Below are 24,313 nucleotides of genomic sequence, written 5' to 3' on the forward strand. Positions count from 1 at the left end.
TTGTGTTTTTCTTTGTTTTTTCCGATTATGGGCGCGTGCTGTGCACAAATAAAAGGCTTTACATTAGGTTGTCGAGAACTGGTTCTCGTAAGACCTAATGTAAAGCCTTTTATTTAAATCCGATAGGATTTGCGCCCATAAACGGATTGTGGATAAAGGTTTTTGTCAAAGCCCTGCCTAATATGCAATCTCACCGCTAAACAGCAATTTACCCTATCAATTCAAAACATGTCCTTCATGTCTTCATGTCAAAAACACATGGCTTCTTGTCCGCCATGCAAATATCGTACAAAGAGTAAAAACATGTTACAAAATAAAAATTGATTATAGAGTTCTGATTTGCTGTTTTCGGCTGTGTCAAGCCGTGCAAACAGCACCCATGCTTAACAATAAAGCCTCTTTTACAGTCCGATAGTGCCGCTATCAGAGTGTAAAAGAGGCTTTATTGTATGACAACAGTGACTGTATCAGAGTGTAAAAGAGGCACTATTGCAGAGAAAAACGACTCGTTTGCGAGTCTGATTTCATATCGCTTCGCTCGGAAAACAGTATAATACACTGTGTATAAGCATATTATCTCTAAACGCTCAAAACTCAAGAATTTCGCACCAAAGATTTTGTTGTGCGCTCAGCTCACAGTATTGAGCATCAGAAATGCAAATATTGTCATACTAATCCTGCGTCAGCGCAGCCCTATTGACCTTCCTTCTTTATGCTTTGACGCTTTCTGAATTCCGTCGGCGAGACGCCGAGGTGTCCCTTCGTGAACTTTCCGAAGAAGGAGAGGTTGGGGAATTCCAGCTTCTCCGATATCTCCTTTATCGACATGTTGGAGTATTTCAGATACCTCACGATGGCCTTCATCGTATAGTCGTGCACCCAATAGAGCGCCGTCTTCTGGCTCACCGACTTGGAGATGAACGAGAGATACTTCGGCGTGATGCAGAGACGCTCGGCGTAAAACTTCACGCTGCGCATGCGTCCCTCATTCTTGCTCAGCTCATCAATGAACTTCTTGAAGATGAGGTTGGCCTGCTTGATGTTGCCGCCGCCGAACTCATACTGGATGTGTGGCGAGATAAGGGCGCAAAGCTCGTAGAAGGCACACTCGAAGATGCCGTGCATGATTTCCTTGTGGAAGAGTCCGTGCGGATTGTTAATCTTGTGCGAAATCATCGAGTAATATTTCGACATGAGCACCTGACGCTCGGCGTCGAGATGTACGATGGGATTCTGTGCCACGTAGCTGAAGATGTCGAGCGCGTCGCTTGTGAGGCTTATCTTTCGCTGCGATGCGCTGTAAGACAAGCCGATGATGTGCGACTCGAAGTCGGGGGATATGAGGTAGTTGCTCAGATACGAGTTGGGAAGGCAGATGATGACATCTCCGGCATTAGCCATGTAGGTCTTTTCGTTGATGTCGCACTGCATGCGTCCCTTCGTACAGAACACCATGAGGATCATATCCAGCTTTATGTTCTCGTTGATAGGCTTCACTCCCAACTTGTCGATGACGATGATATCGCCGTCAGAATAGTCGGCCACACCGCTGTCAGCGATAAGATTGAAGTCTACCTTTCGTTCTTTCTTATCTTTATTCACTGTATCCATATTCTTTTATCCTTCTTATGCGTGTTAATTATCTTTTATGCTTTAGAGTTAGTCTGATGAATTTGTTGTGTTTCAAGTATTCTTTTGCAAAGATAGTCATTATTTCCTATATCTATATTATCAGTTCTTCCTTTTTTATAACATATTATTCGTTTTTCATCTCTTTTTAATGACAAAATAGTATAAAAGGCTAATTCTTGGGTTGCAAATATGACAAGCGTAAAAAAGCGCGGTATTTATATTGCTTTTGTCGTCTACTTTACGTATCTTTGCATAACTATGGCAAATGAACAGACTTCCGTTCGCGACCGTGTTCGCTCCGACCTTAAGGAGCCGCGTCGCTATAAGGTTATTATTTTCAACGACGACTTCACTACGATGGACTTCGTGGTGAAGGTCTTGACGTCCGTATTCTTCAAGAGCCAGCCCGAGGCTGAGGCTCTCATGCTGGATGTCCACCGCAAGGGCAGCGCCGTAGTGGGCGTATACAGCTACGACGTGGCACGCTCGAAGGTAAGGAAAGCCACGACTATGGCGCGTGACGAGGGATTCCCGCTGCGCCTCGAATGTAAACCACTTTAAGCACACAAAAGACACATGACCAACAGTAACGATACATCAAAAGCTTTTCAGTACGCCATTTCGCTTTGCGACAAGTGGCGACATGAGTTTGTCACGCCTGAGCATGTGCTTTACGCCATCGCCGAGCAAGAACCTTTCGTGGAGGCTGCCTCCACTGCCGAGCTGGACGCACGGGCCATTCAGGAGAAGCTGCGCCCTGAGCTGACGAAGATGGAGCAGGTGCCTGAGGGTGTCTCTTACACCATAGAAGGTTCGGAGCAGTTCAGCGAGATGATGGCGCATGCCGTGAAGCAGGCGCAGTTCGCGGAAAGCGACGAACTGGACATCCCGCATATCATCTCAGCCATGATGGAGCTGAAGGAGTCGTTGGCGGCTTACTGCCTGCACCTCGCTGTAGGCGACGACCAGCCGGGATTTATGTCGTTCCTCGTCAGCTGCTACGAGATGTCGCGCATGAGCTTCATGGACATGTCGGAGGACGGCGATGAAGAAGGCGACCACATGCAGCCCAAGCAATGGCGCAGCCTCGTGACCTGCCTCAACGACACGTACGCTTCGCACAATCCGCTCATCGGACGAGAGGACGAGCTGGAGCGCACCATTCGCGTGCTCTGCCGCAAGGACAAGAACAATCCGCTGCACGTCGGCGAACCGGGCGTGGGCAAGACAGCCCTTGTCTACGGACTGACGGCGATGATTGAGCGTGGCGAGGTGCCAGAACGTCTGAAGGGGGCGCATGTCTATATGATGGACATGGCCACGATGGTGGCTGGCGCACAGTTTCGAGGCGACTTCGAGAAGCGCATGAAGATGGTGATGGAGGGATTGGCAGCCGAGGGCAACGCCATCCTCTACATCGACGAGATACATAACCTTGTAGGAGCAGGACGTTCGGGTGGCGACTCTTCACTGGACGGTGCCAACATCCTCAAGCCTTACTTAGAGAACGGCGTGATAAGGTTTATCGGATCGACGACGTACGACGAATTTAACCGTTATGTGGCTCGTCAGAAATCGCTGGTACGCCGTTTCCAGCAGATAGACATTGCAGAGCCGTCCATTGACGATGCCATCCGCATCGTAAGCGGACTGTTGCCGGGATATGAGAAATTCCATGGCGTGAAGTATGCCAAGGGTGCGGCGGAGTATGCCGTGCGCTATACGTCGCGCTATATGAAGGACCGCTTCCTGCCTGACAAGGCTGTGGACCTGCTGGACGAGGCTGGAGCTTACCGCGAGACCCATCCGCTTACCACGCAGAAAAGGCAGAGCGTAGACCGAAAACTGCTGAGCGAAGTGCTGGCGAAGCTTTGCAAGATTGACGCGGACGTGCTGAAGGAGGGTCGCGACGACCGACTCATGACTCTCGCCGACGACATGAAGCGTCAGATATACGGTCAGGACACCGCCGTGGACAAGGTGGTGGAGGCTGTGCAGATGGCAAAGGCAGGTCTTGCCGAGGAGCAGAAGCCCATGGCAAGCCTTCTCTTCGTCGGTCCTACGGGTGTGGGAAAGACGGAGGTGGCAAGGGTTCTCGCCAACCAGCTCGGCGTGCGCCTTGTACGCTTCGACATGAGTGAGTACGCGGAGAAGCATGCCGTGGCTAAGCTTATCGGTTCGCCTGCGGGATATGTGGGCTACGAGGACGGAGGTCTGCTGACCGATGCCATCAGGAAGACGCCCAACTGCGTGCTGCTCTTCGACGAGATAGAGAAAGCGCATCCCGACATCTATAATATCTTCCTCCAGGTGATGGACTATGCTTCGCTGACCGACAACCGCGGACAGCGTGCCGATTTCCAGGAGGTTATCATCATCATGACGTCCAACGCCGGAGCGCAATACGCATCAAGGGCTAACATCGGATTCGGCGGAACGGTGTCGAGAGGTGAGGCGATGCTGACGCAGGTGAAGAAGACCTTCAAGCCGGAGTTTCTCAATCGCCTTACGGACACCATCGTCTTCCACGACATGGACCGCCACATGGCAGAGCTGATACTTGACAAGTCGCTGCGTCGTTTGGCTGACAAGCTTGCCGCAAAGAAGGTGGAGCTGACGGTATCGGACGAGGCACGTGAGCTGTTGCTGAAGAAAGGATTCACGGCGGAGTACGGAGCACGAGAGCTGGACCGCGTGGTAAGCAACATGCTGAAGCCCCTCCTGATGCGCGAGATTCTCTTCGGATGGTTGCGCGGCGGCGGAAAGGCTGAGGCTGTGGTGACGGAAGGAAAAATAGAGTTAAGGAAAGTGGAGAAATAAAAAGACAAATATGATATATAGAATAGGTAAGGAACTGCTGTTCCCTATGCCGGTGAACGTTGAGCCGGACGGACTGTTATGTGTGGGTGGCGACCTGAGTGTCGACCGCCTGCTCCTCGCTTACTCCAACGGCATCTTCCCTTGGTTTTCGTTCCGCGACTGCGACGAGCCGCTGTGGTATTGTCCGCAGCAACGCTTCGTGATATTCCCTGACGAGATTCACGTGTCGCACTCTATGCGTACGCTGATGAACAAGGGAACGTATGATGTCTCCATCGGTGAGTGTTTCGACGGCGTCATCCAAGGTTGCTCGGAGGCGCAGGGTCGTGACAAGAAAGAGGGAGCATGGCTCGGCACGGAGATGATGGAGGCTTACAAGGAACTTCACCGTCAGAATCTCGCACAAAGTGTGGAGGTGTGGCAGGGCGACCGCCTCGTCGGAGGACTCTACGGCGTCACCATCGGACGCTGCTTTATCGGCGAGAGCATGTTCTCGCTGGTGCCCAACGCCAGCAAGCTCGCCCTAATCTTCCTCGCCGACTTCATGCGTGAACACGGCGGAAAGATGATAGACTGCCAGCTGGAGACCCCTCATCTGAAGTCGATGGGAGGAAAGTTTATCAGTTACGAAGAGTATATGAAGATACTAAAATCGGAATAAAGTTTAAGAATTTTTTATTTGTTATTGCTTGTGTTTAAGAATTTCACTAAATTTGCGCAAGTGTAATAAACACTAAAAATGAAAGATAAACAACATTAACATTATCAACAAAGAAAACATGAATAAAAACAAAGTTCTAAAACAAAGATTATTTGCAAAACTAATCATGTTGTTGCTGTTCTGCTGCATACAGACATCTTTTGCAGCAGAAGCAGTGAACGTTATGTCATCTAAGCCAAAGAAATCGTCAACGAATGCTGCTGCTAACATGATAAACGTGAAAGCTGTAGATGCCGTACATTACGGAAAGAAAAACATAAGGGTATGTTTCCTTATGACAAACAGCGGCAATAAAACTGTACTTGCCAGGATAACAAGTGCTGCAGCTCGATTTTCAGGCAATGAAGACACGCGAACGACCGAGACTATCCATATGAGTGGTAACGGTTTGTTCTTTGGAGGAGATCATATAGACCAGCGCATCCCGGCAGGAGCTTCGGTAAAGGGTTATGCTTATTTTGACAACCTTGAGGATACTGTCAGCGTGATGGACGCGGCAGTCCTAAATGCTTATTACGCATTGTCAAACGATGGCGGTTATTCGTTCCAGTTTGACCCAATAAATGAGAAAACCGAAAGTAAGGCTTTCTATGGCTGTGCAGTACGTCCGCTTCCAAAATCAAACAAAGAAAGATGTGTATGCACATACCCGGATTTTGAACTCAACGTGAAAAGTCTGTATCGTTATGGAACAAAGGTTGTACTTACCTTCAGCCTTAAGAATGGGAAAATGCCTACTTATTTCAGCTTTGACGACTGGAAAGCATACGATGAAGAGGGCACGGTGTATAAAGCTCCGACATTGGGTCTCAACATGAATTTCGGCACTGTAAAAAAATACAACAGCAAGATGTATTCCACGAGCACAGTAAAGATGCAGACAGACGCGGAACAAGAATTTCAACTGACTATAGATGATTTCTCTACAAGTTCGAAAACAATACAGATGATACGTCTTCCGCTGAATGTAAGGAATTTCAAACAGGGACTCTTCGGTCATTCTACGGATACGGAAATTATATTTCGCAATCTTGACGTGAAGCCTGCACCTGCTGCCTCTGCAACAAAGTCTAAGACATCAACGAAACCACGCACACGCACAGCTGCAAGAAGGAGATAAACACACACTGCAAAGAAACATAAAAGACGAAATAAGATGAAAAAGAAAATATTACTGTTGCTTCTGACACTTCTTGTTGGCATCTGCCAGTCATTTGCCGACACAAATTATGAACTCGTAAAATGTGAACGCTACGGCACAGACGTTGTGATTATATATAATATTGTAAATACAAATTCATCTGACGTAACTGCATTCAAGAGACCAAACATTTTGTATTCCATAGCTGGTAAAGGTATCGTCGTACTTGATGCCGATGGCAACCAGTACAAGACTTCAGACTTTACCTGCGGACAGTTGAGAGAGACAGATTTCGACGGAGACATATTTGTAGGCGGAAGCAAAAACGCCAGTGTTCCTGTGGGCAATAACGAAATCAGTACTGACGGAATTACCATACCAGGAGAGATGCAACTCAGCATGAGAGTTGTCGTACGCAATGTGCCGAGAGACCTTGACAGATTTTCGTTCATAGAACTCTACGGCACCACTTCTTGGGGGACACAAGAAGGAGGTTTCTCTCTGGTCTACAATCAGGAAGAAGATGGTGATAAGTTAAAGATAGAAACGGTAAAATAATAAAACAAGAACAGCCAGTTATTGTCTTTTGCAGACATTAACTGGCTGTTCTCTTTTATTTGTGTTTGTTATCCCTCGCGCTTATCAGCGATGGCTTGCTTGATAAGTCCTTCGAGTTCTTCCATGAGTTCGGGATTGTCCTTGAGGAGCGACTTTGTTGCGTCGCGACCCTGCGCCAGCTTCGAGCCGTTGTAAGAATACCATGAGCCTGACTTCTGGATGATGCCATACTCCACGCCGAGGTCTACTATCTCGCCAACCTTTGAGATGCCTTCGCCGAAGGTAATCTCGAACTCTGTCTTGCGGAACGGAGGAGCCACCTTGTTCTTGATGACCTTCACGCGAACCTGATTGCCGATAATCTGGTCGCCGTCCTTGATGCCCGTCACTTTGCGGATGTCCAGACGTACTGAAGCATAGAACTTCAGGGCGTTACCACCCGTTGTTGTCTCAGGATTGCCGAACATCACGCCAATCTTCTCACGCAACTGGTTGATGAAGATACATGTGGTGTTGGTCTTCGAGATGGTGCTGGTGAGCTTGCGGAGCGCCTGCGACATCAGACGAGCCTGCAGACCCACCTTGTTGTCACCCATGTCGCCCTCAATCTCCGCCTTCGGAGTAAGAGCCGCAACGGAGTCGATGACGATGATGTCGATGGCTGACGAGCGGATCAGCTGGTCAGCAATCTCGAGCGCCTGCTCACCGTTGTCGGGCTGTGATATCCAAAGATTGTCAACGTCCACGCCGAGCTTGGCGGCATAGAAGCGGTCGAAGGCATGCTCAGCGTCGATGAAGGCAGCGATGCCGCCGTTCTTCTGTGCCTCTGCGATGGCATGGATGGCGAGCGTGGTCTTACCGGACGACTCCGGACCATAGATTTCTATGATACGTCCCTTCGGGTAGCCGCCAACGCCGAGAGCGGCGTCCAGACCGATACTGCCGGTCGGGATCACTTCGACATTATCCACCTGCTCGTCGCCGAGCTTCATGATGGCTCCCTTGCCGAAGTCTTTTTCTATCTTTGACATTGTTGCCTGGAGAGCTTTCAGCTTGCCCTCCAAAGCAGCATTCTGTTCTTCTGTCTTTGCCATAAAAGAATTTTGAGTTTTGAATTCCTAATTACAGTTCGAGGTCGCCGCCGAACACTTCGTGCCAGGGCAGTCCCTGCTTGTTGAGCTGCTCCATGAACGGATCCGGATCGAACTCCTCTACGTTCCATACGCCCGGCTTGCGCCACAGTCCCTTGAAGAACATCATGGCACCGATCATTGCGGGAACGCCGGTTGTGTAGCTTACGCCCTGCATGCCGGTCTCCTTGTATGCAGCCTCGTGTGAGCAGTTGTTATATACGTAGTAAGTCTGCTCCTTGCCCTCGTTGTCGATACCACGGATGCGGCAACCGATAGAGGTCTGTCCGTCGTAGTTCTCGCCGAGGTCCTGCGGGTTAGGCAGCACAGCCTTGAGGAACTGCAGCGGTACAATCTTCACCTTCACCTTCTCTGAAGGATTGTCAGCGAGCGGAGCCTCGTATGTGATCTCGTCGATGCGAGACATTCCGAGGTTCTGGATGCAGTCGAGATATGTGAGATACTGCTGACCGAAAGTCATCCAGAAGCGGGCACGCTTGATGGTGGGATAGTTCTTTACGAGGCTCTCAATCTCCTCGTGGTGGAGCAGATAGCTCTCCTTCGGACCGATTTCGGGATAGTTGAGCGGCTTGTGTATTTCGAGCGGAGCAGTCTCCACCCACTTGCCGTCTTCCCAATAGAGACCCTTCTGAGTGATCTCACGGATGTTTATCTCAGGGTTGAAGTTAGTGGCGAAAGCCTTGTGATGGTTGCCGGCGTTGCAGTCCACGATGTCAAGATACTGAATCTCCTTGAAGTGGTGCTTTGCTGCGTAAGCTGTGAAGATGCTTGTCACGCCCGGGTCGAATCCGCAACCGAGGATAGCGGTCAGTCCGGCATCCTCGAAGCGCTTCTTGTAAGCCCACTGCCATGAATACTCGAAGTGAGCCTCATCCTTCGGCTCATAGTTGGCAGTGTCGAGATATGAGCATCCGCATGCCAGACAAGCCTCCATGATGGTGAGGTCCTGATAAGGCAGGGCGAGATTGATGACAAGTTCCGGCTTGTAGTCGTTGAAGAGAGCCTTCAGCTGTTCCACGTCATCAGCGTCCACCTGCGCGGTCTTGATGTTGGGGTTGCCGATTGCCTCAACAATCTTGTCGCACTTCGACTTGGTGCGGCTGGCTATCATAAAGTCAGTGAAGACATCAGCGTTCTGGGCTATCTTGAACGCTGCAACGGTAGCGACGCCACCGGCGCCGATCATTAATACTTTTCCCATTTCGTCGTTGTTTTTTATTTGATTGTTATTGTTATATTTCTGATTCTTATATCTCGTCACCCTTTATTCCGAGTGCGTTCATCAGCGAATAGCCGAGTATTTCCTGCTTGAAGTTGCCGCCTGAGAGCGGCTGCATGGCGAAGAGCGTTATGCGTTTCTCCTCGTCGTCGATGTCACGCAGGGCGTGTCTTATCTCTTCCCACAGCGGCGCGTGCTCTGCATTGGGCACAGCCATCACGCGGTGTACGTCCTTATGGTTGACCACCGTCTTGAGGACATCGAGGAAGAAGTCGTCGTGCTTCACCACTTCCTCCACGGGATAAGAGCTGATGATGAACTCTCCGAGCGTATCCTTGAAAGCCTTGGCGTTGAGGTCAGTCTCGTACGAACCCGGATTGAAGTTGTCGAGAGCAGTCTTCTCCTTCGAGTGGATGAATATCACCTGCGTCTCTCCGTCCGAGTCGCGTCCCTCGCGCATTCCTCCGTCGAGCGCTATGCAGTCAATCCATCTTGCCGTATCGGCTTTCTGAATGCGTCTGCCTATCATTCTCTCGAAGTTGACGATAAGGTTGAAGGCGACATTGTCCACGTAGTCGCCGTCAACGAGAATTATGTTGCGGCTCCATTTGGTATTGTTGAAGTCCTGTATATTCATGTCTTGTTAAGTTTGGTAGTGGCAGTAGTATGTCCACATTTCCTCATTATAATATGTGAAGCAAATTTACGTATAAAAGTTGAGACCCACAAATGTTTGAGGGGGTTACATTATGCTAATCTATATTAATTTATCACGCTCTACACTTTTTTGATGATAAATCAGCTGTTTACTTTTCTAATACGTCTACCACAACAAAGCACCGATTTAATCGTAATACATAATGCTGCGTGCTTCGTAAACCGGTCCTTCCGTATCGTCCGCAGGTACCGTTTCGCGTCTGGTCCAGTTGCCGTGGTCGTCAATGCCCGTATACTTATATGTAGTCTTCACATCCACCTTCTCCGGCTTGTCGGCTCCCATCTCCGTGTATTCACCGAGCAGGTGGTCGCTTGTCAGGAAGCCTGCCTCATTGTATGTGTAAGTGGTGACACACTCGCCCATGTCATTGGTGATACGCTTTTCCAGGAAACCGTTCTTGCCGTATACCAGTTTGAACGACGAAACCATGTCGTACTCGCCCTCTGTATATGCCGAGATTCGGCCTTGCTCATCGCGCTCAACGTTCTGATACCACTCATTGGTCTTAACACCGTTGATGGAGATAAGCTTGCCCTCCTCGTCGAAGTTGTAGCGTACCTTGTCGTATGCGGTTATCACCACTGCAGACTGTACGTTGCCCTTTAGTTCGAATAAAGCGAGATCGCCCTTGCCGATGGTCTTCTCCTCCTCGGTGAGATTCTTCATCCTTGCCTCTGCGCTCTTCTCGCATATTGTGGTCATGCCTTCGTCGTTGGTGACAACGATTTTCACAATGCGGTCCATGTTATACAGTCTCCTGATGTAACGCTTGTAGTTGCGTTCGCCGTGTGAAGCAGATTTCAGACCAGATCCGGAGAAGTTGCCTCCGAGTGTGTAGGTGTTGTAAGGTCCGTAATTGGTGATGAGCACTCCGTCCTTGTCCAGTCCGCAGACATGTATCTTTTCGCCATTGTCGAATGCTCCTTTCACGTCTTCAGACAACGTGGATGCGTAGCGTGCAGAACTACCGTTTTCGTTGATGTAGCAGTTGCCGTCCTTCTTGAAATTGATGGTGCCCTTAGTTATGGTTTTGCCTTTCATGACCTCGCACTCCACCTCGAAGCTCTCGCGTTCATCCAGCAGCTTCTGATACTTCGAGTAGTCGTCTTCTATTGTGCCTTCCTTCGTCATCTGTGCGTTTTCTGCGAACATTGAAGGAATCTCTCCGAAGATACCTTTGCCCGTAAACTTGAATCCTTCTATTTCCTTAGAAGAGTCGCTGCATGATGCCAGCACAAGCACGAGCAGCAGCGTGAACAATGTTGAGATAGTTTTTTTCATATTAATGTAGTTTTAGGTAGTGATTATACAAAAAGAGGGTGTCGCAAATCTTTATGTTTGATTTTCGATACCCTCTTTTGTTGTTGATTGTGTTATTGTAAGTTCTTTCTTAGCAGAATTTCTTCTCTTACTTCTGGAGCAAAGCCATAGTGTCCTTTGCGATCATCAGCTCCTCGTCAGTCGGGATTACGCATACCGTAACCTTTGAGTCGGGAGTGGAGATGATGGCCTCTTCGCCGCGAACCTTGTTGGCCTCCTCATCAATCTTGATGCCGAGGAACTCAAGGTCAGAGCAAGCCTCGAGACGTGTGCCCACCTGGTTCTCGCCAACACCGGCAGTCCATACGATGATGTCAACGCCACCCATAGCGGCTGCGTAAGCACCGATGTACTTCTTGATGCGGTAGTTGTACATTTTGAGAGCGAGCTTTGCACGTTCGTTGCCCTCAGCAGCAGCGTTCTCAATCTCGCGCATGTCAGAAGAGATGCCGGTGATGCCGAGCACGCCGCTCTCCTTGTTGAGGAAGTCAGCCATCTCCTGCGGCTTCTTGCCGAGCTTCTCCATGAGGAAGGTTACGGCAGACGGGTCGATGTCGCCAGAACGGCTACCCATCATAACGCCAGCGAGCGGAGTCAGACCCATAGATGTGTCGACGCACTTGCCGAACTTAACGGCAGAAACGCTGGCACCGTTGCCGATGTGGCAGGTGATGATGCGCTGTGTCTTGATGTCACGACCGAGGTATTCGCAGACGCGCTGCGATACGTAGCGGTGGCTGGTTCCGTGGAAGCCGTAGCGACGTACGTGATACTTCTCGTACAGCTCATAAGGAATGGCGTAGAGGTAAGCGTAGTCTGGCATTGTGCTGTGGAAAGCGTTGTCGAAGACGCAGACCTGCGGCACGTTGGGCATGAGCTTGTCCACGGCACGCAGACCCTTGAGGTGACCTGCGTTGTGAACAGGAGCGAGGTCGCAGAGGCTCTCGATGCCGTCCTCTACAGACTTGTCCACGATGACGCTCTTCTCGAAGAGGTCGCCACCCTGCACGATACGGTGTCCTACAGCGTCGATCTCGTCGAGGCTCTTGATGGCACCGATCTCAGGATCGAGGAGGCACTGGAACACGAAGTTGACGCCTTCCTTGTGGTCCGGCATGTCGTGCATAATCTTCTTCTTCTCGCCGTTGGGGAGAGTCACCTTAATGAATGCCTCGTCGAGGCCGATACGCTCAACACCGCCTGCAGCCAGCACGGAGTTGTCGTCCATATTGTAAAGCTTGTACTTGATGGAAGAACTTCCACAGTTAAGCACTAAGATTTTCATATTATGAGTTTTGATTTTTGATTTATTTGTAATAACGCGACATTACTTCTTTGCGTCCATTGCCTGGCAAGCTGTGATTGCTACCATGTAGTAGATGTCATCCACTGAGCAACCGCGTGAGAGGTCGTTCACCGGACGGGCGATACCCTGGAGAATCGGGCCGATGGCGATGGCGTCGCCGAGGCGCTGAACCAGCTTGTATGAGATGTTGCCCACCTCGAGGCAGGGAACAACGAGGACGTTGGCGTGGCCTGCGATGGGGCTGCCGGGAGCCTTCTTCTCGCCTACAGCAGGAACGAGGGCTGCGTCAGCCTGAAGCTCGCCGTCGAGCTTGAGGTCAGGAGCGAGTTCGTGAGCGATGCGTGTGGCCTCCACTACCTTGTCCACAACCTCGTGCTTTGCCGAACCCTTTGTAGAGAAGCTGAGCATAGCAACGCGCGGATCCTGAATGCCGGCTACCGAGCGGGCTGTCTGTGCTGTGCAGACGGCAATCTGTGCCAGCTGGTCAGCTGTAGGCATCGGAGTTACGGCAACGTCGCCCATTACGATGATGCCGTCGTCGCCGTACTGATGCTCGTGTGTGAGCATAAGCATGGCTCCACTAACACATGTCACGCCTGGTGCACACTTGATAATCTGGAGAGCGGGACGAAGAGTGTCGCCCGTTGTGCTGAGAGCGCCAGAGATCTGTCCGTCTGCACCTTCAGTCTTGATGATCATACATCCGAGGTAGAGCGGGTTCTTCACCAGCTCGCGAGCCTGCTCGATGGTCATGCCCTTCTTCTTGCGAAGTTCTGCGAGCAGTTCGGCATACTCCTCTGCCTTGGGGTTGTTCAGCGGATCGACGATGGTGGCCTTGTCGATGTTGTGGAGGTCCCACTTCTCTGCGAGGCTCTTCAGCTCGTCGGGGTTGCCGATAAGAATAAGGTTGGCGAGGTCGTCGGCCAGTACACGGTCGGCAGCTCTAAGTGTGCGCTCCTCTGTTGCTTCAGGGAGCACGATGCGCTGTTTGTCGCTCTTTGCGCGCGCAACGATGTGTTCAAGTAAATTCATAATTTTCTTTTATAGAATACTTAAAAGTTTATTGTCAAGGTGATGGTGTATAGTACGATTTCGCTTATACTGCGAGATTGTCACATACACTTTGCAAAAGTAGTAAATTATTTTCATACGAGTGGCAATAGGGCTCAATTAATTTGCTCTACAGCCCTTGTTGCTTTCTTGTCTGCTTACATGGCTTTTTTTTCTTTAAAAGTCAAGTTCTGATGGTTGTTTTCTATTAAAATAAACCTCAAAAGGAAATTCCGACCAATTCTATGGATGAAAAACGTAAGAAAAGTAACAAAAACGCTTTGATGGTATTCCTTTTTGCTCTATCTTTGCAATCGGTATCAGTAATGATTCCGAATAAAGCTAAATCAAAATCAATTAACAAACTAGATTCGTTTTATTATGAAGAAGATTTTACTTATGGCAGTAGTGATGCTCGCATCTGTAGCATCTTACGCACAGCAGGCAGTCGGCACTTTCACATTGCAGCCGAAGATTGGTATGAACGTAGCATCCCTCACAAAGTCTGACGGCGCTGACCCGCGCATCGGTCTCGCAGCAGGTGTAGAGGCAGAATATCAGGCAACTGACATCTTCAGCATCAGCGCTGGCTTGATTTACTCTATGCAGGGTAACAAGTATGAGGAGAAGGGTATCACTTCAACTCAGAAGCTCGACTACATCAACATTCCTATCCTCGCTAACGTATATGTAACAAAGGGTCTTGCCGTTAAGCTCGGTATCCAGCCTGCATTCAATGTTAACGACAAGGTTAAGGTTAGCGGTGGTAGCACTTCTATAACAAAGGACAATACTGACGCTGAGTCATTCGACTTCTCTATCCCCGTTGGTCTCAGCTATGAGTATAGCAATGTTGTCTTCGACGCTCGCTATAACTTCGGCGTAACAAAGGTATGGGACGGTGGCGATCCTATGAACAGCGTATTCCAGATTACTCTTGGTTACAAGTTCGCCCTCTAATCGGCTCACCCGATAAACCCAGGGGGAAGAATCTTTGATTCTACAGAAAATTTATACCTTTGTGCCATGAATAATCAAGGACTATTAGCATTGGCACAGTTAATCCTGCCATCAGAGATACTTACAAATTTTGAAGTAGTACGTGTAGAAGAAGAGGCTTCCCTTATCCGCATCTATCTTGACGAATCGGTTAAGGCTGAATATAAGGAGAACCCTGAGATTGAATCCAAAGGGTTCTGTGAAGCCGTAACCATACGTGACTTCCCGATCCGCGACAAAGGTGTTGATCTGATCGTCAGAAGACGCAAATGGTACGACAAGCAGAATAACCGATACTTCTCCGACTCTTATGAGCTGAAGGCTGAAGGAACTCGCTACTCCAAGGAGTTTGCGGCTTTTTTAAAAGGAGTGTATGGAGACGATTCCTACGACCTCCCGTTCGCTTGACCGCTATTATCACATAAACGGGGATACGTTTGAAAAGCAATACAAGGAAGTGCTCAGCGGCTATCGCGAGTGGTCCGAACTCTCGCATGCAGAAGATTGGCTTGTCTTTCCCGAAAACATAGGTGAAAGCATCTGTATTGACGAAACGGCTCCAAGTAACGGTGAACTGTACACAATAGTAAGCAACAGAACTTCACATGGAGGTAAAGGTACCATCATTGCTATTGTAAAAGGTGTGGCGGCAGATGTTGTCACAGAAGCACTTATGCGCATAGAAGAGGACAAGAGACTGATGGTTAAGGAGATAACAATGGACATGTCGAATTCCATGCGACTTATAGCCAGACGCTGTTTCCCGAATGCAATGCGTACCATAGACCGCTTTCATATACAGAAACTTGCATGTGATGCCTTGCAGGAGATGCGCATCGCGCATAGATGGGATGCCATTCAAGCAGACACGGACGCCAGGGAAGAGGCCAAATGTTTGGGTGAAGCATACACTCCAATTATGCTTGCAAACGGTGACACCCACAAGCAGTTGTTGGCTCGCAGCAGATATCTACTTTTCAAATCTGCCGACAAATGGACAGAAAGTCAGAGACAAAGAGCTGAGGTGCTCTTTGAAACGTATCCTGATCTTAAAGAAGCCTATTCGCTTACGCATTCATTAAGAATGATATTTTCCAAGAATACCGTCAAAGATGCAGCAAGACTCTCGCTTGCACGCTGGTATAACAAAGTGGACGACTCTGGTTTTAAGAGTTTCAATGTTATTGCCGCCACGCTTTACGAGCATTACGATGAAGTCTTGAACTTCTTTGTTAATAGGGCAACTAATGCTTTTGCAGAGTCATTCAATGCTAAAATTAAGGCGTTTAGAGCTGCTTTAAGGGGAGTAACGGATATAAAGTTCTTTCTTTTCAGACTTACAAAGCTATATGCTTAATCCCCCTGGTTTATCGGGTGAGCCGAGTTCTGGGTGTGATGTTTATATCTAAAAAGAACAACAACTACATCTTCTTCAGATACTACCATTACTACTCTCCATTAAAAAGATCATATAGCTGGCTATGGACAAGTGCTGTAGTGGAAAGTGACCCGAGAAAGGCTAAAAGTTTGTATTTTGAAAGAAGCAATGAAACTGGTAAAATCGTTGTAAAGCGAGACGATGCAAATAGAGATTCTCGATTGCCAATTCGTCCGGTTTACGTAAAAAGAGCAGCAAAAGAATAACAGAACTGAATAACCATATCAACTCCTCTTCCTCCAGTAGGGAAGGAGTGATATAAGAAAGTGGCGGAGGTCTCTGGTCTCCGCCACTTTTATACAAGATAGCCAATAACGAAAAAAGCTGAACCTCAATTCTGAGATTCAGCTTTTTCTTTTGAGGTACCTAGCAGAGTCGAACTGCTCTACACGGTTTTGCAGACCGTTACCTAACCGATCGGCCAAGGTACCAAAGTGTTGTTCCTTATTTGCGGTTGCAAAGGTAGACATAATAAATCATTCCGCCAAATGTTTTTGAAGAAAAATTCATACTTTTATCAAAAAACTTTCATTTTTATTGATTCGCTCCTATTTACACATTAATATATATACCTAATTTTAGGTAAAACACACTATATAGCATAAAAAACGCAGTAAAGAATGTAGGCAAATCAAACAAATATGGATAACTTTGCATTAAGCATACATCTAACAAAACATTAAATACAATATAAAAATGACACGAACAATAAAAAAACTTGTGTTTTCGCTCTATACCATTGCTGTGGTGTGTATGGGTGCCGCCACAGTAATAGAGAAATACCAAGGCTCTGAATTTGTATCGGCACACATTTACGGCACGTGGTGGTTCGCGCTCGTATGGGCATTGTTAGCTGCCACTGCCACCGTCTATTTCCTCCGAAACCGCACGAAGTCATGGACGGGCATCACGCTCCATCTCTCGTTCCTCGTGATTCTCGCAGGAGCGTTCCTCACCCACATAAGCGCCGAACGGGGCATCATCCATCTGCGCCTCGGCGAGACCACCGACCGCTACACCGTCTTTACTGACGGCACGAACGCAAGCAGCGAGAGCCTGCCGTTCCAGATACGCCTCAATAAGTTCAGCATACAGTATCATCCCGGCACGGACGCCGTGGAGGACTACGTGTCGCAGTTCAGCATCACGAAGGACGGACAGACCGTGCAAGGACAGGTATCGATGAACCGTATATTCACTTGCGGCGACATGCGCCTCTATCAGGCTTCGTACGACAGCGACGAACGGGGCGTCTCACTCGCCACCAATTCTGACCCCTTCGGCATCCCCGTCACCTACACCGGCTATGCCCTACTTTTCCTTTCCCTCATCCTCATGCTCTTCGATCCGCGCGGAGCTTACCGCGCCCTGCTCCGAAGCGAGCATCTCCGCAAGGGAGCGCTCCTCACTGTCATGGCTGTAGCTACGTTCTTCGGTAGCACCGCCTCTGCTGCAGACCATACGCCCCACGCCCTGCCCGAAAAGACAGCAGAGAAGTTCGGCGAGCTGTTCATCCTCCACAACAACCGCATCTGCCCCATGCAGACCTTCGCCATCGATTTCACCAAGAAACTCTACGGAGCACGATCCTACAAAGGACTGACAGCCGAGCAGGTGCTCACGGGATGGATATTCTGGGGAGAGGAATGGATGAATGAGCCTATAATAAAGGTGAAGAGTGGCGATCTGAAGCAGACACTCCAGCTGCCCGACTACGTTTCGGCAGGGTTCTTCTTCGATAAGGATATGGGCGGATACACGCTCGGTCCGTACGTCAAGGAGTATTACGAGGGCAATAAGGACAAGTTCCATACTCAGGCGTCCGCCCTTGACGAGCGCATACAGCTGGTAATGGACCTCCGTCGCGGCACCCTCCTCAAGATATTCCCCATAAAGTCTGACAATGGAAAGACGGCTTGGTACGCACCCACAGCCGACCTGCCGTCGTCCCTCGACTACAAAGAGCGGAGCTACATACAGTACGTCTTCACCCTGCTCTACGACTATGCAGAAGCCAACCGCCAGGACAGCATCTGCCATACGCTTGACAAGATGCAGGCATTGCAGATTAAGAACGGCGGAGCTTCCATCCCGTCAGAGAAGCAGACCACGGCGGAGCGTACATACAACCGCATTCCCTTCGCCACCATCCTCTTCGTCCTGTGCCTCACGATGGGCGTCCTCTCGTTCCTCTACACCGTGACGCGCATCTGCCGCCAATGCCGCCTCGAGAGCAACCACGACCCACGCGCCACAAAATGCAGACGCTCCGACATCATCGTAAGACGCTTCTCACGAACTGTCATGGCAGCAGCCTTCGTCTCACTCACCTACTGTGAGTGTCTGCGCTGGACCATAAGCGGCACCATACCTATGGCAAACGGCTATGAGACGATGCTCTTCGTGGCATGGACGGTCATGCTGCTCAGCCTCCTGCTCAGCTTCCGCTTCCCCATCATGCTCACATGCGGCTTCCTCATGTCGGGCTTCTTCCTGCTCGTCAGCCACATCAGCCAGATGGACCCGCAGATAACACACGTCATGCCTGTGCTCAATTCGCCACTGCTGAGCATACACGTCAGCATCATCATGATGGGCTTCGCGCTCCTGTCCCTGACGTTCATCAATGCCATAACAGCCCTGACCGTGAAGCTGATAAACCGCGACGCAACCCGTCAGATGACCGCCCTGCAGAGCCTTTCGCTCCTTTTCCTCTATCCTGCCGCCACCACACTCGGCATCGGCATCTTCGTCGGAGCCATCTGGGCAAACGTCTCGTGGGGCGAATACTGGGGATGGGACCCCAAGGAGGTATGGGCGCTTATTACGTTCATGGTGTATGCAGCCGCCCTGCATCCCAAGACGCTGCCCGCTCTCAGACGTCCCGTGACGTTCCACGTGTTCATGCTCTTGGCATTCCTCACCATCCTCATGACATACTTCGGTGTCAACTACATCCTTGGCGGCATGCATAGCTACGCATGACATTATTCTTATATACAATGCTAATCCCGGCAAAAACCAATCAGAAAATTGGTTTTGCCGGGATTTTTTGATTAATTTTGCAAACATACAAACACGAATCATGACACAAATCAAAAAAAACAGTATCATTGCTGCAGCATTTGCCATCGCCGCAGCCACTTCTCTTACAGCCAATGCACAGAAACAGACGGCTGCGCCAGCTCCCATTCTCCCTCTTCCTGAGCAGAAACAGATTGACTGGCAGAAGATGGAGACATACGCCTTCATCCACTTCGGTCTCAACACCTTCAACGACCGCGAATGGGGATATGGCGACTCAGACCCCAAGACATTCAATCCCACACGCCTCGACTGCGAGCAGTGGGCACGCACCCTCGTGGCTTCGGGCATGAAAGGCGTAATCCTCACCGCCAAGCACCACGACGGATTCTGCCTGTGGCCGTTCGAAGGCAACGACTATAACATAAGCCAATCACCCTATAAGGACGGCAAGGGCAACATCGTACGCGAACTTTCAGATGCCTGCAAGAAGTACGGACTGAAGTTCGCCGTCTATCTCTCGCCATGGGACCGCTCACGTGCCGACTATGCCACACCAGGCTACCTGCCCTACTTCTACTCTCAGCTCCGCGACCTGCTCACCAATTACGGCGACGTCTTCGAAGTATGGTTTGACGGCGCCAACGGTGGCGACGGCTATTACGGCGGCGCTTGCGACTCACGCACCATCGACCGCAAGAACTACTATAACTATCCGCGCATCTTCGAGATTCTGGACAGCATACAGCCGCAGGCAGTGGTCTTCGGCGACGGCGGACCCGGATGCAGATGGGTTGGCAACGAGAAGGGATTCGCTGGCGAAACCAACTGGGCTTTCCTACGCAAGGGCGAGGTTTATCCCGGATACCCGAAGTACAAAGAACTGCAGTACGGACATGCCGACGGCAATCAGTGGACACCGGCAGAGTGCGACGTATCCATCCGTCCGGGATGGTTCTATCATCCCGAGGAAGACGGAAAGGTGAAGTCGCCTGACCAGCTGGTCGACCTCTACTATCGCAGCGTAGGCCACAACGCCACTCTCCTGCTCAACTTCCCCGTTGACCGTGACGGCCTCATCCATCCCGTCGACTCAGCCAACGCCGTACGTTTCCACAAGATCATAGAGCGCGAGCTCTCTCATAACCTCGTGGCAGGCATGAAGCCGAAGGTAAGCAATGAGCGCGGAGCTGAGTTTGCGGCAAAGGCCCTCACCGACAATTCGTGGGACACATACTGGGCAACAGCCGACGGAGTGACCACAGCTGACATTACATTCTCCTTCAAGAAGCCGCAGAAGATCAACCGCATCATGCTGCAGGAGTATATCCCCCTCGGACAGCGCGTAAAGAAGTTCGTGGTGGAATATCTTGACGGCAAGCAATGGAAGCCGGTAAGCCAGAACGAGGAGACCACCACCATCGGATACAAGCGCCTCCTCCGCTTCCTCACCGTAGAGACCAAGGGCGTGCGTGTGCGCATCCTCGACTCACGCGGACCCATCTGCCTCAACAACGTGGGCGTGTTCTTCGGAGGCGACGACGCACAGCTGACATGGAGCCCCACGTCAGAAGCCATCAAATCGCTGCCGTTCTCGCTCGTAGGCATCAGCGAGGCTGAGCAGACTAAGGCCACCGACCGCGACCCGCAGACCGTGCTCTTCACCACCTCTAAGGAACTGATCATCGACCTCGGCAAGAACACAGAGGTGTCACAATTGCTCTATTTCCCCGACCAGAGCGACGCTCACCGCGGCCTCATCCATTCCTACACCATCTCGGCATGTGACGCCAAGGGCAACGTCATAAAGACGCTGAAGTCTGACGAGTTCTCGAACATCCAGAACAACCCCATCCTTCAGACCGTCACCTTCCCCGCCACCACCACCCGCTTCCTCAAACTGAGCGCTGACCGCATGGTAAAGGATGGCGAGCAGATAGGAATAGCTGAGCTTGGCGTGAAGTAACAAGACATTCAATAACAACCACTCATAGGGTCTGACCTACGACAGAAAGTCGTCCGTCAGACCTTTTTTTTGGCAGTATTGTGAAACAAAAGACCATCTTTTGCATTAAAAATGAAACATTATATCACGATGATGTAACATAATTGTAATAAAAAATGTCTATCTTTGCATCCGAAACAATTGATAACCATAAAGTTTTAAGAATGGATTTTAGCAAACAAGCACTGTTTATGCTAATGCTGACAGGCGGCACACTCAACTGTCTGCCAGCAGCAGCCACTAAGACGGACGTCTTGGAAACAATAAAAGATCTGATGCAAGTAAACGGAAAAGTGGTGGACGAGAAAGGCGACGCCATTATCGGAGCAACGGTAGCCGTGGACGGCACCAGTCTCAAGACCATTACCGACGTGGAAGGCAACTTCACTTTGCCGAACGTGAGGCGCGGAGCCATGATGTCAGTATCGTACATCGGCTACGAGCGCACCTTCGTAAAGGCGGCAAAGGATGTCAGCATAGAACTCAAGCAAGACGACCATCAGCTTAAGGAAGTGGTGGTCGTAGGCTACGGTCGCATGCAACGCAAGGACATAACCTCATCAATCACGACTGTCAATTCGGACGACCTCAACAAGGGTGTCTTCACCACACCTGCCGAGATGCTGCAAGGCAAGGTGCCCGGTCTTACGGTAACGACAAGCAGCAACCCTAACGAACCAAATTCATCGGTCATACTTCGCGGTGCATCCACATTGCGCGAAGGCGATGCCATGCAACCTTATTATATAGTGGACGGCATTCCGGGCGCTGACCTCTCACTCGTCGCCGCTGACGACATTGAGAGCATTGACGTGCTGCGCGACGCCACAGCCACAGCCATCTACGGATCGAAGGCAGCCAACGGCGTGATTATCGTCACCACGAAGAAAGGCAAGCGCGGCTCGGCACATGTCAGCTACAACGGATATGTGGCTATAGACAATGTGGCTAAGGACATAAAGCTGGCCACTGCCGACGACCTCCGAAACTACGCCAAAGCCAACAACTTCACGCTGCCCAGCGACGAAGGTGCCAATACAGACTGGCAGAAGCAGGTGGAACGCACGGGCATCTCGCACAGCCACAACCTTGCGGTGAGCGGAGGCAACGACAGATCGAACTATAACGTCAGCCTCAACTACGTTGACCGACAGGGCATCATACGCAATACGGACAACAAGACCTTCGGCGCTCGTGCCATGGCACAGTCGAGGGTGCTCAAGGACCACCTCACGCTGGCACTCGGCATTAACGCCAACCAGACCACAGCAGAGGGTGTGGTGAACGGCATAAAGGGCATGAGCGTAACGGACGCCATGGTCTATTACTCGCCGCTGCAGCCGGTCAGAAACGCGGACGGCAGCTGGTTCGGATCTACGTCCGTGACCAACTACTTCAACCCCGTATCAATGATCAATGAGGACACGCAGAAGAACGTCTACAAAAGAATGCAGATAACGGGTAAGGCTGACCTCAGAATCATAGACGGACTGACGCTGAGCGCCAACTATTCGTACATGGCTGACCAGAACACATACAGCCAATATCACTCCACCAAGTCACAGATAGTGAACACTAACGGACAAGCCACACGCAACACATACCAGAACAACAAGAGCGTCTTCGAGCTTTATGGCAACTACGACACCACCATAGCCAAGATGCACCGACTGGGAGTGATGCTCGGCTACTCATGGGAGGAGAACAACAACAATGACGGATTCGGACTTACAGTAAAAGACTTCTATAACGACAACCTGAAATGGTATAACCTGTCATACGCCAACAGCATCGACGGCATGGACGCCGTGGAGAGCGGAGCAGAATCGACGCTACGTATGATATCGTTCTTCGGCAGACTTAACTATTCTTTCAACTCGAAGTATAACCTTCAAGCCACAGTACGTCGCGACGGTTCGTCAGCCTTCGGCAAGAACAACCGTTGGGGCACATTCCCTTCTGTATCAGCAGCATGGCGCCTTTGCGAGGAGAACTTCGTGAAGAACCTCAACGTATTCAACGACCTCAAGCTTCGCGTGGGCTACGGAGTGAGCGGCAATTCGCAGGGCTTCGATGCCTACACAGCCATCCGTACTTACGGTACGTCAGGATGGTTCTCGTACACCGACGCCAACGGTCAGACCTCTCAGAAGCACACGCTGGGAGCACTCAGCAACGCCAACCCCGACCTTAAGTGGGAACGCACGGGAATGTTCAATGTCGGACTGGACTTCAGTGTGCTCAACAACCGCCTCTCGGGTACCATCGAATACTACGACAAGCGCACAAGCGACCTTATATACGACTATCCCGTGTCGACCAACCGCTATCCTTACGGACTGATGACTGCCAACGTGGGCGACATCAGCAACAAAGGCGTGGAGATAACCATCAATGCCATTCCCGTCAAGACGAAGGCATTCGAATGGAGCACCACTCTCAATCTCTCGCACAACAATAATATTGTTGAAAAACTTTCCAACGCCACATATTCCGTAAAATACATCGATGAGGCGTCACCTGAGCTCAGCGGCAACCACGGTGTGTACGTGCAGCGACTCATGGAAGGATGTCCGATAGGTCAGTTCTACACCTACGAATGGGCTGGATATGACGAGAACGGCACATCACAATACTACGTGCATGACGCCAATACAGGCGAGCGCACCGGCGAGACCACCATCGACCCGCAGGACAAGGACCGCACAAAGGTGGGAAGCGCACAGCCGAAGCTCACGCTCGGATGGAACAACACGCTGACCTACAATAACTGGTCGCTCAACATGTTCTTCCAGGGAGTGTTCGGCAATAAGGTGTTCAACGGACTGCGTGCGCAGGGCAACGCCATCACAATGCTGAGCCAGGGCAAGAACGTCTTCGCCGAGGCACTTACCGAACAACGCTACGGCGACGTCAACTCGCAGAAACCGTCAGACCGTTACATCGAGAACGGCAGTTACCTGCGCCTCTCATCAATGACGCTGACATACAGATTCGGCAAGATTGGCGACTGGGTGAACAATCTCTCTGTCTATGCTACATGCAACAACGTCTTTACGTTGACAAGCTTTAAGGGCACCGACCCTGAAGTTAACCTCGGCGGACTGACACCGGGCATTGTATGGCGAAACAACTATTATCCCCGTACACGCACGTTCATGGTGGGCATGAAGGTGAACTTCTAAACGACAAAAGCATATAAACGGTATTA

Annotated in this window: 18 protein-coding genes and 1 tRNA gene; 11 read left to right on the plus strand and 8 right to left on the minus strand. The window is 50.3% G+C overall.

The genetic code is table 11. From position 1 onward, the window contains the following. Window positions 1–693 precede the first annotated feature (693 nt). A complete protein-coding gene (locus CHL74_RS08830; protein ID WP_094880801.1) occupies window positions 694–1,611 on the minus strand; it encodes a helix-turn-helix domain-containing protein in 918 nt (305 codons plus the stop codon). A gap of 279 nt (window positions 1,612–1,890) precedes the next feature. Between CHL74_RS08830 and CHL74_RS08835 the strand changes: the two genes are divergently transcribed. The 5 genes from CHL74_RS08835 (at window position 1,891) to CHL74_RS08855 (ending at window position 6,872) form a co-directional block, all read left to right on the plus strand. Next, window positions 1,891–2,193 (plus strand): ATP-dependent Clp protease adaptor ClpS, encoded by a 303-nt coding sequence (locus CHL74_RS08835; RefSeq protein WP_094880802.1) that lies wholly within the window; start codon window positions 1,891–1,893, stop codon window positions 2,191–2,193. Window positions 2,194–2,208: 15 nt separating this feature from the next. Further along, a complete protein-coding gene (locus CHL74_RS08840) occupies window positions 2,209–4,452 on the plus strand; it encodes an AAA family ATPase (protein ID WP_094880803.1) in 2,244 nt (747 codons plus the stop codon). A 10-nt stretch (window positions 4,453–4,462) separates the two neighbouring features. Continuing rightward, window positions 4,463–5,113 carry a leucyl/phenylalanyl-tRNA--protein transferase gene (gene aat / locus CHL74_RS08845; RefSeq protein ID WP_094880804.1) on the plus strand — a complete coding sequence of 217 codons (651 nt, stop codon included), beginning with the start codon at window positions 4,463–4,465 and terminating at the stop codon, window positions 5,111–5,113. A 118-nt stretch (window positions 5,114–5,231) separates the two neighbouring features. Further along, window positions 5,232–6,293: a hypothetical protein gene (locus CHL74_RS08850; RefSeq protein WP_094880805.1), complete on the plus strand. Its 1,062-nt coding sequence runs from the start codon at window positions 5,232–5,234 to the stop codon at window positions 6,291–6,293. A 36-nt stretch (window positions 6,294–6,329) separates the two neighbouring features. Beyond that, window positions 6,330–6,872, plus strand: coding sequence for a hypothetical protein (locus tag CHL74_RS08855; protein ID WP_094880806.1), 543 nt, complete (start codon window positions 6,330–6,332; stop codon window positions 6,870–6,872). A gap of 68 nt (window positions 6,873–6,940) precedes the next feature. Here CHL74_RS08855 and recA read toward each other — a convergent pair whose 3' ends face one another. The 6 genes from recA to pta form a co-directional block, all read right to left on the minus strand. Continuing rightward, on the minus strand, window positions 6,941–7,966 hold the full coding sequence (gene recA, locus CHL74_RS08860; RefSeq protein ID WP_094880807.1) for a recombinase RecA: 1,026 nt from the start codon (window positions 7,964–7,966) through the stop codon (window positions 6,941–6,943). A gap of 28 nt (window positions 7,967–7,994) precedes the next feature. Then, window positions 7,995–9,224, minus strand: a complete 1,230-nt coding sequence (locus tag CHL74_RS08865) for a saccharopine dehydrogenase family protein (RefSeq protein ID WP_094880828.1) — start codon at window positions 9,222–9,224, stop codon at window positions 7,995–7,997. Window positions 9,225–9,270: 46 nt separating this feature from the next. Continuing rightward, window positions 9,271–9,879 (minus strand): DUF6621 family protein, encoded by a 609-nt coding sequence (locus CHL74_RS08870; RefSeq protein WP_094880808.1) that lies wholly within the window; start codon window positions 9,877–9,879, stop codon window positions 9,271–9,273. 207 nt (window positions 9,880–10,086) lie between these two features. Next, a complete protein-coding gene (locus tag CHL74_RS08875) occupies window positions 10,087–11,241 on the minus strand; it encodes a hypothetical protein (protein WP_141241279.1) in 1,155 nt (384 codons plus the stop codon). A 127-nt stretch (window positions 11,242–11,368) separates the two neighbouring features. Beyond that, window positions 11,369–12,565: an acetate kinase gene (locus CHL74_RS08880; RefSeq protein ID WP_094880810.1), complete on the minus strand. Its 1,197-nt coding sequence runs from the start codon at window positions 12,563–12,565 to the stop codon at window positions 11,369–11,371. Window positions 12,566–12,607: 42 nt separating this feature from the next. After that, complete coding sequence (pta, locus tag CHL74_RS08885) at window positions 12,608–13,618, minus strand: phosphate acetyltransferase (RefSeq protein WP_094880811.1); 1,011 nt, start codon at window positions 13,616–13,618, stop codon at window positions 12,608–12,610. A 399-nt stretch (window positions 13,619–14,017) separates the two neighbouring features. Here pta and CHL74_RS08890 point away from each other — a divergent pair, with 399 nt between their 5' ends. From CHL74_RS08890 to CHL74_RS08900, 3 genes are all read left to right on the plus strand, one after another. Beyond that, window positions 14,018–14,596, plus strand: coding sequence for a porin family protein (locus CHL74_RS08890; RefSeq protein ID WP_094880812.1), 579 nt, complete (start codon window positions 14,018–14,020; stop codon window positions 14,594–14,596). Window positions 14,597–14,686: 90 nt separating this feature from the next. After that, window positions 14,687–15,043: an ISAon1 family transposase N-terminal region protein gene (locus tag CHL74_RS08895; RefSeq protein ID WP_367119548.1), complete on the plus strand. Its 357-nt coding sequence runs from the start codon at window positions 14,687–14,689 to the stop codon at window positions 15,041–15,043. Then, a complete protein-coding gene (locus CHL74_RS08900) occupies window positions 15,009–15,992 on the plus strand; it encodes an ISAon1 family transposase (RefSeq protein WP_094880813.1) in 984 nt (327 codons plus the stop codon). Before CHL74_RS08895 ends, CHL74_RS08900 begins: the two co-directional genes overlap by 35 nt. 441 nt (window positions 15,993–16,433) lie before the next feature. Here CHL74_RS08900 and CHL74_RS15795 read toward each other — a convergent pair. Beyond that, window positions 16,434–16,504, minus strand: a tRNA-Cys gene (locus CHL74_RS15795). Window positions 16,505–16,769: 265 nt separating this feature from the next. Between CHL74_RS15795 and ccsA the strand changes: the two genes are divergently transcribed. From ccsA to CHL74_RS08915, 3 genes are all read left to right on the plus strand, one after another. Then, the gene (gene ccsA, locus CHL74_RS16535) at window positions 16,770–19,058 is read left to right on the plus strand and encodes a cytochrome c biogenesis protein CcsA (protein ID WP_094880814.1); all 2,289 of its coding nucleotides are present in this window, start codon (window positions 16,770–16,772) and stop codon (window positions 19,056–19,058) included. 100 nt (window positions 19,059–19,158) lie between these two features. Continuing rightward, window positions 19,159–21,063, plus strand: a complete 1,905-nt coding sequence (locus CHL74_RS08910; protein ID WP_094880815.1) for an alpha-L-fucosidase — start codon at window positions 19,159–19,161, stop codon at window positions 21,061–21,063. Window positions 21,064–21,293: 230 nt separating this feature from the next. Beyond that, on the plus strand, window positions 21,294–24,287 hold the full coding sequence (locus tag CHL74_RS08915; RefSeq protein WP_254923254.1) for a SusC/RagA family TonB-linked outer membrane protein: 2,994 nt from the start codon (window positions 21,294–21,296) through the stop codon (window positions 24,285–24,287). Window positions 24,288–24,313: the final 26 nt, after the last annotated feature.

Origin of the sequence: Prevotella sp. 885 (assembly GCF_002265625.1) — a bacterium.
Lineage (GTDB): Bacteria > Bacteroidota > Bacteroidia > Bacteroidales > Bacteroidaceae > Prevotella.

Coding starts and splice junctions, on each gene's coding strand:
- CHL74_RS08830 (WP_094880801.1), bottom strand. CDS start 1,611: ATGGATACAGTGAATAAAGATAAGAAAGAACGAAAGGTAGACTTCAAT.
- CHL74_RS08835 (WP_094880802.1), top strand. CDS start 1,891: ATGGCAAATGAACAGACTTCCGTTCGCGACCGTGTTCGCTCCGACCTT.
- CHL74_RS08840 (WP_094880803.1), top strand. CDS start 2,209: ATGACCAACAGTAACGATACATCAAAAGCTTTTCAGTACGCCATTTCG.
- aat (WP_094880804.1), top strand. CDS start 4,463: ATGATATATAGAATAGGTAAGGAACTGCTGTTCCCTATGCCGGTGAAC.
- CHL74_RS08850 (WP_094880805.1), top strand. CDS start 5,232: ATGAATAAAAACAAAGTTCTAAAACAAAGATTATTTGCAAAACTAATC.
- CHL74_RS08855 (WP_094880806.1), top strand. CDS start 6,330: ATGAAAAAGAAAATATTACTGTTGCTTCTGACACTTCTTGTTGGCATC.
- recA (WP_094880807.1), bottom strand. CDS start 7,966: ATGGCAAAGACAGAAGAACAGAATGCTGCTTTGGAGGGCAAGCTGAAA.
- CHL74_RS08865 (WP_094880828.1), bottom strand. CDS start 9,224: ATGGGAAAAGTATTAATGATCGGCGCCGGTGGCGTCGCTACCGTTGCA.
- CHL74_RS08870 (WP_094880808.1), bottom strand. CDS start 9,879: ATGAATATACAGGACTTCAACAATACCAAATGGAGCCGCAACATAATT.
- CHL74_RS08875 (WP_141241279.1), bottom strand. CDS start 11,241: ATGAAAAAAACTATCTCAACATTGTTCACGCTGCTGCTCGTGCTTGTG.
- CHL74_RS08880 (WP_094880810.1), bottom strand. CDS start 12,565: ATGAAAATCTTAGTGCTTAACTGTGGAAGTTCTTCCATCAAGTACAAG.
- pta (WP_094880811.1), bottom strand. CDS start 13,618: ATGAATTTACTTGAACACATCGTTGCGCGCGCAAAGAGCGACAAACAG.
- CHL74_RS08890 (WP_094880812.1), top strand. CDS start 14,018: ATGAAGAAGATTTTACTTATGGCAGTAGTGATGCTCGCATCTGTAGCA.
- CHL74_RS08900 (WP_094880813.1), top strand. CDS start 15,009: ATGGAGACGATTCCTACGACCTCCCGTTCGCTTGACCGCTATTATCAC.
- ccsA (WP_094880814.1), top strand. CDS start 16,770: ATGACACGAACAATAAAAAAACTTGTGTTTTCGCTCTATACCATTGCT.
- CHL74_RS08910 (WP_094880815.1), top strand. CDS start 19,159: ATGACACAAATCAAAAAAAACAGTATCATTGCTGCAGCATTTGCCATC.
- CHL74_RS08915 (WP_254923254.1), top strand. CDS start 21,294: ATGCTAATGCTGACAGGCGGCACACTCAACTGTCTGCCAGCAGCAGCC.